This window comes from Methanosarcinales archaeon (assembly GCA_014859725.1).
Lineage (GTDB): Archaea > Halobacteriota > Methanosarcinia > Methanosarcinales > Methanocomedenaceae > Kmv04.
This window is the reverse complement of record JACUTQ010000135.1, coordinates 1-6,295: the sequence shown is the minus strand read 5'-3', so window position 1 is coordinate 6,295 and position 6,295 is coordinate 1. Positions and strand designations below refer to the sequence as shown.

The 6,295-nt window shown below is 45.9% G+C and carries 6 protein-coding genes; all 6 read right to left on the bottom strand.

The window, feature by feature from the left end; genetic code table 11:
- Window positions 1-87: 87 nt before the first annotated feature.
- Window positions 88-423: a hypothetical protein gene (locus IBX40_10185; protein MBE0524685.1), complete on the bottom strand. Its 336-nt coding sequence runs from the start codon at window positions 421-423 to the stop codon at window positions 88-90.
- Between the two features lie 178 nt (window positions 424-601).
- The gene (mobB, locus tag IBX40_10180; protein MBE0524684.1) at window positions 602-1,084 is read right to left on the bottom strand and encodes a molybdopterin-guanine dinucleotide biosynthesis protein B; all 483 of its coding nucleotides are present in this window, start codon (window positions 1,082-1,084) and stop codon (window positions 602-604) included.
- Between the two features lies 1 nt (window position 1,085).
- Window positions 1,086-1,685: a molybdenum cofactor guanylyltransferase gene (locus IBX40_10175; protein ID MBE0524683.1), complete on the bottom strand. Its 600-nt coding sequence runs from the start codon at window positions 1,683-1,685 to the stop codon at window positions 1,086-1,088.
- Window positions 1,686-1,737: 52 nt separating this feature from the next.
- Window positions 1,738-3,204, bottom strand: coding sequence for a proline--tRNA ligase (locus IBX40_10170; protein ID MBE0524682.1), 1,467 nt, complete (start codon window positions 3,202-3,204; stop codon window positions 1,738-1,740).
- 44 nt (window positions 3,205-3,248) lie between these two features.
- Window positions 3,249-3,806: a hemerythrin domain-containing protein gene (locus IBX40_10165; protein ID MBE0524681.1), complete on the bottom strand. Its 558-nt coding sequence runs from the start codon at window positions 3,804-3,806 to the stop codon at window positions 3,249-3,251.
- 500 nt (window positions 3,807-4,306) lie between these two features.
- A complete protein-coding gene (locus IBX40_10160) occupies window positions 4,307-6,160 on the bottom strand; it encodes a tetratricopeptide repeat protein (protein ID MBE0524680.1) in 1,854 nt (617 codons plus the stop codon).
- Window positions 6,161-6,295 lie beyond the last annotated feature (135 nt).

The following is a 6,295-nucleotide window of genomic DNA, read 5'->3' as shown; positions in this document are numbered from 1 at the left end:
GGCGAATATGAGCTTAGCTCGGCACGCCTGCGTTCATCCGCGTTCATCTGCGGTTCTTTATAAACTTATTCCAGCCCTCGTTCATAACTATATAATAGAATCTTTCAGATTTATTCCAAAAATCCGTGTTATCCCACAAATAGCCCCTATGTTCAGTACCCATGAGAGACATATGAACACCGGCAGTCCCTCCCCGAAGGCAAAATTCCAGAATCCACTGGAAATCCCTGCCAGTTCCATGGTACCTCCCAGACCAGCAGCAACGATTGCGAGTGATAGGTTATATTCAAGGACCTGACCGTTATTGTAGAATAATCCCAGAACAACGAATGCAGCATAGATAGCAAGCACTTCAACGGTGGCGAGTGCCAGATACACTATGTGAAATTGAGAATTATTATGTCCGATGTATTTGCTGACCATATAACAAAATTATGTTATACCAACGAATATATCAGATGCAACTGCAAATCTGTGTAAATCAGTGAAATCCGTGTCTTTTTATGATTCTACTTTTTTTCTCCCCATTCCCAACCCTTTCAACAGATTGTTTGATTTTTTCAAGTTTTTCAAGAATCTCGATTTTAATTTCTTCATATGTTCACTGACCAACTATTCTAATTCTGGCTTCCACAAGATCAATAATTCGCAAGAGCTGATCCTCATTAAATGGACTATCAATGGTTGCTACAATTTCCTTGCCTCTGCCAAAATGGGCAATATCACCAGGTTTAGAAGTAATTACAATCCTGGGTTTTTCTGAGCTGGTATATCCATCTGCGAGGATTATGTCCCTGTCTTCCAGATAACCTGCAATTTCATCGAGTGTGAGTTCCTTATTCACCTTTTTTATTATTGCGAACATGGTTGGTGACGAAATGGAGATCGTTTTTGCCCCGGCCCGGGCATGCCTCCAGGTATCTTTCCCTTCATGGTCTATTTCAAAATCGTCATGGCTGTGATGTTTGATGGTACCCACACGGTAACCCCGCTTATTAAGTCCGGTCAACAGCCCCTCTATCAGCGTTGTCTTTCCGCTTCCTGACTGGCCTACGATACATATTATTGGGGGATGCTCTGTCATTTTATTCCTCGATCAGTTCCATATCTTCCAGTGTGTTGATGTTTATAAATGTCCTGAGCCCGGGGTCTAAAGCCCTGACACCTTCCATATCCACGAACACCACATCCTTCAGTCTGAAGACCGGTGCCAGCGCGATCTTATCACCATTCTTGATAGCTTTTTCAGTCTCAATTGCCATGGGTCTGGTACGATAGACTGCATGCAGGGGCTCCAGTATCTCATTTTCCCATACAGGGATGGCTGCATCATGACCATAAGCCCGCTGGAACAGCATCTCAACAACCTCAGGATTCAGAAAAGGCATATCACACGCAGTAATAAAAATATATTCTCCTTCTGCCACTTTTAGTCCTTCCAGAATACCTGCTAATGGTCCTACATCTGTGTAATGATCTTCAATAATGGCCCGGTCGCCTGTATATTCCACCAGGATGCACTTTTGTTCATCATCCCGCACTGATATAATGACTTCATCCACCAGTCTTTCAAGCAAATCCAGGTTATATTCCAATATGGTCCTGCCTTTAATTGGTATCAGCGCCTTTTCTTTATACCCCAGCCGCCTGCCGCGTCCGCCTGCCAGTATCAGTGCAGATCTCATAATCTTATATTACCCTGCAATATCCCTAAAGAGATCCCTAAAAAAAGTTATTTCAATACGTCCGCGCCATCAACACCACTATTTCAGTCGGTTTTCCACAGATGGGGCATGCCCCCTCTGCTTTACCCAGTGCCGGGTCTTCAGGTTCACCCAGTATCCCGGCCCCTACGATCTCTTCCATCTCCAGTCCACATGACCTCTCACCGCACCAGGCGATCCGTGCAATACCGGTCTTGATGTAATCCTTTACCTCATCCAGGTCAGTGCACAACTTTATCCTGCCGTGCAGGGATTGGTCAGCTGTCTCGTACAGGTTTTCATGTGTCTCATTGAATACGGTGCTAATCTCAGGTACCACATCATCCAGAGGAACGCTGGACTTTCCACCCGTGCGCCTGACCAGCATTACTGAATTGTTTTTTAAATCCCTGGGTCCCAGCTCGAGGCGAACAGGCACACCTTTTAATTCCCATTTGTAGTACTTTGAACCTGGCCTGGCGTCGCTGTTGTCAATGACAACACGCAGTCCGGCTTGTTTTAATGTGTCTGCCAGATCATTGCATGCTTCAAGCACCGCTTTATCATCGCCGAACAGTATGGGTATGATGGCAACCTGCATGGGTGCCAACTCGGGAGGCAGGACCAGGCCTTTATTGTCACCGTGAATAGATATCAGGGCTGCAATACATCGCTCACTGATGCCGTAACAGGTCTGGTGTGCCAGCACCTGTTCCCCGTTGAGGTCTTCATATGTGATATCAAAGGTCCTTGCGAAATTATCTCCCAGATGATGGGCAGTACCTACCTGGAGGGTCTTGCCGTCAGGCATCAGGGCATCCACAGCCATGGTATAATCGGCACCAGGGAACTTATCCCAATCAGGCCGCTTGCTAACTATCGTGGGCACAGCCAGCCGATTGTAGAACTCCTGGTAGATGCGGGTGGCCTCCTTGACCTGGGCGGCAGCCTCATCCCATGTGGCGTGCACGGTATGTGCTTCCTTAAAAGAAGTGATCTCTCGCAGGCGTATCAGGGGCCTGGTGTGTTTTGTCTCATACCTGAACGTGTTCACGATCTGATAAACGAGCAGGGGCATATCGGCATGGGAGCGTACCCATAATTTATACATGGGATAGATCGCAGTCTCGCTGGTGGGCCGCAGTGCCAGTTTTACGTCCAATGGATCAGTACCACCGTGGGTGACCCAGTATACCTCGTCCTCAAAGCCTTTGATATGCTCAGCTTCCTTCATGAACTCATGTTCAGGGATGAGCAATGGGAACATGGCTTCCAGATGATTGGCACTGTCAAGCAGTTCCCGTATGATGGAATAAACCCTGGAGCGGATGGAAAAGCCGAACGGAAACCAGACATATAATCCTTTGACCGGATAGCGCACATCCATGATCTCGGCAATTTGAAGAAGTTCGTTATACCATTCACTAAAATCTGATTTATTGGGAAGTTTTTTAGATTCCGGCTCAGATTTAGCCTGCCTGGATGTGTTTGTGTTGGTCATATGAAGGAGTTTGATGGTGGATTGAATAATATTATTTTCGGTTCTTACCAAGCTATCAGACTTGATTTTCTTTCAAGCTCTCTGACAATTTTTTGGTATTTTTGTACTTGAGGACCATCCCAGTCATATTCGAAATCCTTGAATTTTTTATTAAGTTGTTCCATCTCATCCTTTGATAGGATTTTCTTCAGGGACTTTATTGACTCATCTTCCTGCAGGAAAACAGGACGTACCTGTCCAACATATTCCCGTCCGTTTTCGATGATCTTTAAAGCTGCTTTTACATCTCCATTGGCATACTCATCCATGGCTTCAATGATGGCATCAATATATTGAACCCCGTCCTTGTACGTATTTGAGTAGGCCTGAATAGCACTTAATAATTCAGTCTTACCTATCTCTTCTAAAAATGGGATCAATATTTCTTCTTCTTTCCCCAGATGATACTCGTCAATACATTCTATTATCACGCCCAGAACTGACAGAATAAGTTGTGGAGGGATCTCCCGCCCATCCTCCAGGCCTTCATTGATTTTATCCAGCACGTCGATCGCTCTTTCAATAACCCTATGTTCATCCATTATCTGTTTTATGGTATCCATTTAATTCACCTTGTTTCTGTAATTGTAACTCTTCTTCTTTAAATACGGACAAATATAAAAGGATAAGGTCTCCTACAAGTAAGCTTCAGAGGTAAAAAATGTTTGAAAACGCCTGCTTCCAATATTTCTTGAGCCCATAGTGGGAGGTCTGTCTGCCATAGGATTCAGTTTATTTCCCACGGTCCTGGTGATTTCCGCAGGTGCCACCCTGGGAAGCCTGACCACGTATTATCTGAGCATGGGCAGCGAAGTGATAGTAGAGAAGTTCAATAAAGGGGGAATAGGGGACAGGATCCACAGCTGGTTCGCAATGCATGAATGGATAGGCACCTCAGTGGTGTTCCTGGGCGCACTTACACCATTTCCCTTTGACGTAGTTACATTTATTGCAGGATTCTCAAAATTTCCAGTGAAGCTGTATACAGTGGGTTGTTTTATTGGGAAATTAGAAGGTTCGTGCTTATTATGGTGTTCGGGAATGCTTTGTGGTCATATTTATTCTAATGAGAGGAATTTGAGCCAGCAAGAAGGCCGTCCAGATTATTTATTAATGTGTTGGGGTGTTCCTTTCCTAAATACTTCCCAAATATTTCCAGCGCGCGCTCGTAGTTTTTCTTCGCGCCTTCGAAGTCTCCAAGTGATTCCAGGACACCACCAAGGTTACTGACATCGATCGCTACTGTAGGATGATCGGGACCGTAAACAGCTTCGCCGATGGCCAGCGCGCGCTGATGCATCTCTTTTGCATCAGTAAATTGAGCACGTCCCCTAAGATAAATCCCTATCTGATTCAATAACCTACCTGTTGAATCTAAAGCTACATCAAGAGTTTCAGCATGTCCTGCTGACGCCAGAGCATGGGGTAGTAAACGAGAGCAAACAGGCCAAGTCTTAACGTCATCACTATCAAATGGGAAAGCTTCATTAACGATACGTATAGCTGCTTCTGCCCATTTTTTCTTTTCATCTCCATCAAGTCGATCGCGGGTAACTGCCTGGACTAACCTGTGAACAGAAATTGTTTCTGCAGTGATCTCAATCAGGGAATAGCGACGCAGAGGATCCACAGCATCATCAAATGTCAGGGGATCAGCTGCCACAGCAGCCAGGGATTCGGGCAGGAATTGCACACCTGAATTAAGGAGTTCAATAGGAATATCGTCAGGTGCCAGAAAAGCACAGAGATTCAATAAATCTGCGCCTGGGGCCGATATTTGTAGTATTTCATCAAAAGCAAGTTCCCATGTAGTTGCGACCGTATCCGGGTAATCTGTGGAAGGTCTGGCCCGATTCAAAAGTTTATTTTTATGGACAGTGAACAAATTCAGGTAATCTAAAAGTGTTCTTCCCTTTACTTCCATGTAAGCACCTGCTTGCTCAAGGGCAAGGGGCAGGTCACCTAATGCTTCTGCCAGAGCACCGGCAGCATCTGCGTCAGTATATCCCGTTCTCTTTAGTAAGAAATCCACAGATTCTTCACGCTTCAAAACACGCACGTCAAGAGGAGTGGCAATGCCCCTCCAGCTGGGATTTCGGGACGTGATAAGTACATGACCTGTTTCCCCTTGTGGAATATACTTTCGAACCTCTGCAGGATCTTTTGCGTTATCGAAAACAAGCAGCCATTTTGGAATTTGCTCCATTCGGTGCTTTACCGCTTTAATAATGACCTGTTGATCAGTGGCATCTTTCTCAGGCAGATCAAGCTCTTCTGCTAGGCTGGAGTAATCGGCAGCCATGGTCGTATGTTCTTCTGAGCGAATCCACCATACGATGTCATATTCTGCTACGCTGCGGTATGCATACTCAAGGGCAAGCTGCGTTTTACCCACTCCACCCAGACCATGAATAGCCTGTGTCAATGCGGCTGGCTCTCCTGAATTTAGTGCAGCCTTCATTTTGGTCAGGTGTTCTTCCCTGCCGGTAAAATTGGGATTACGATTGTGTGGGACATTCCATATAGGTGGCAAGGCACCGGGAAAACGGGGCTGCAGGGCTACGGAGCGCTGTTTATCGTCAGGGAAAGCGGGCTTGATCGAAGGCTTGGCACGCTCTCGACTGATTCCTTTAAGCAGTTTCTCTTTTGCTGCATTTTCGTCAAGGTTCACCAGATCGATATGAATAATTGCAGGTAAGAGACCTTTGAGATCACATTTCTGGATACAGACTGGTAACAATGTGCCCTTTTCTCCAGTCGGATCCTGGACAAAAGCTGCTGCCCACTCTGGATGGGTATAGAGTGCACTGAGATAGGCGGGTGACAGGACAGCAATAGTGCGCTCAGCGTTTGCAGCAGCCTGCTGCATCTCCAGGACAAAGTTGGAGCCGGGTCGGAAATCCCAGGCCTGCAACACAATGTTGTATTCTGCTTCCTCCAGCTGCCAGGCTATCCACTCGGCCCAGGTCTTATCCGCTTTATTGTAACTGATAAAGAACCTGAACAGTTTACAAATTCCCCCCTACAACTTGAAATCGACTTCAATAGTATC

Coding starts and splice junctions, on each gene's coding strand:
- IBX40_10185 (MBE0524685.1), bottom strand. CDS start 423: ATGGTCAGCAAATACATCGGACATAATAATTCTCAATTTCACATAGTG.
- mobB (MBE0524684.1), bottom strand. CDS start 1,084: ATGACAGAGCATCCCCCAATAATATGTATCGTAGGCCAGTCAGGAAGC.
- IBX40_10175 (MBE0524683.1), bottom strand. CDS start 1,685: ATGAGATCTGCACTGATACTGGCAGGCGGACGCGGCAGGCGGCTGGGG.
- IBX40_10170 (MBE0524682.1), bottom strand. CDS start 3,204: ATGACCAACACAAACACATCCAGGCAGGCTAAATCTGAGCCGGAATCT.
- IBX40_10165 (MBE0524681.1), bottom strand. CDS start 3,806: ATGGATACCATAAAACAGATAATGGATGAACATAGGGTTATTGAAAGA.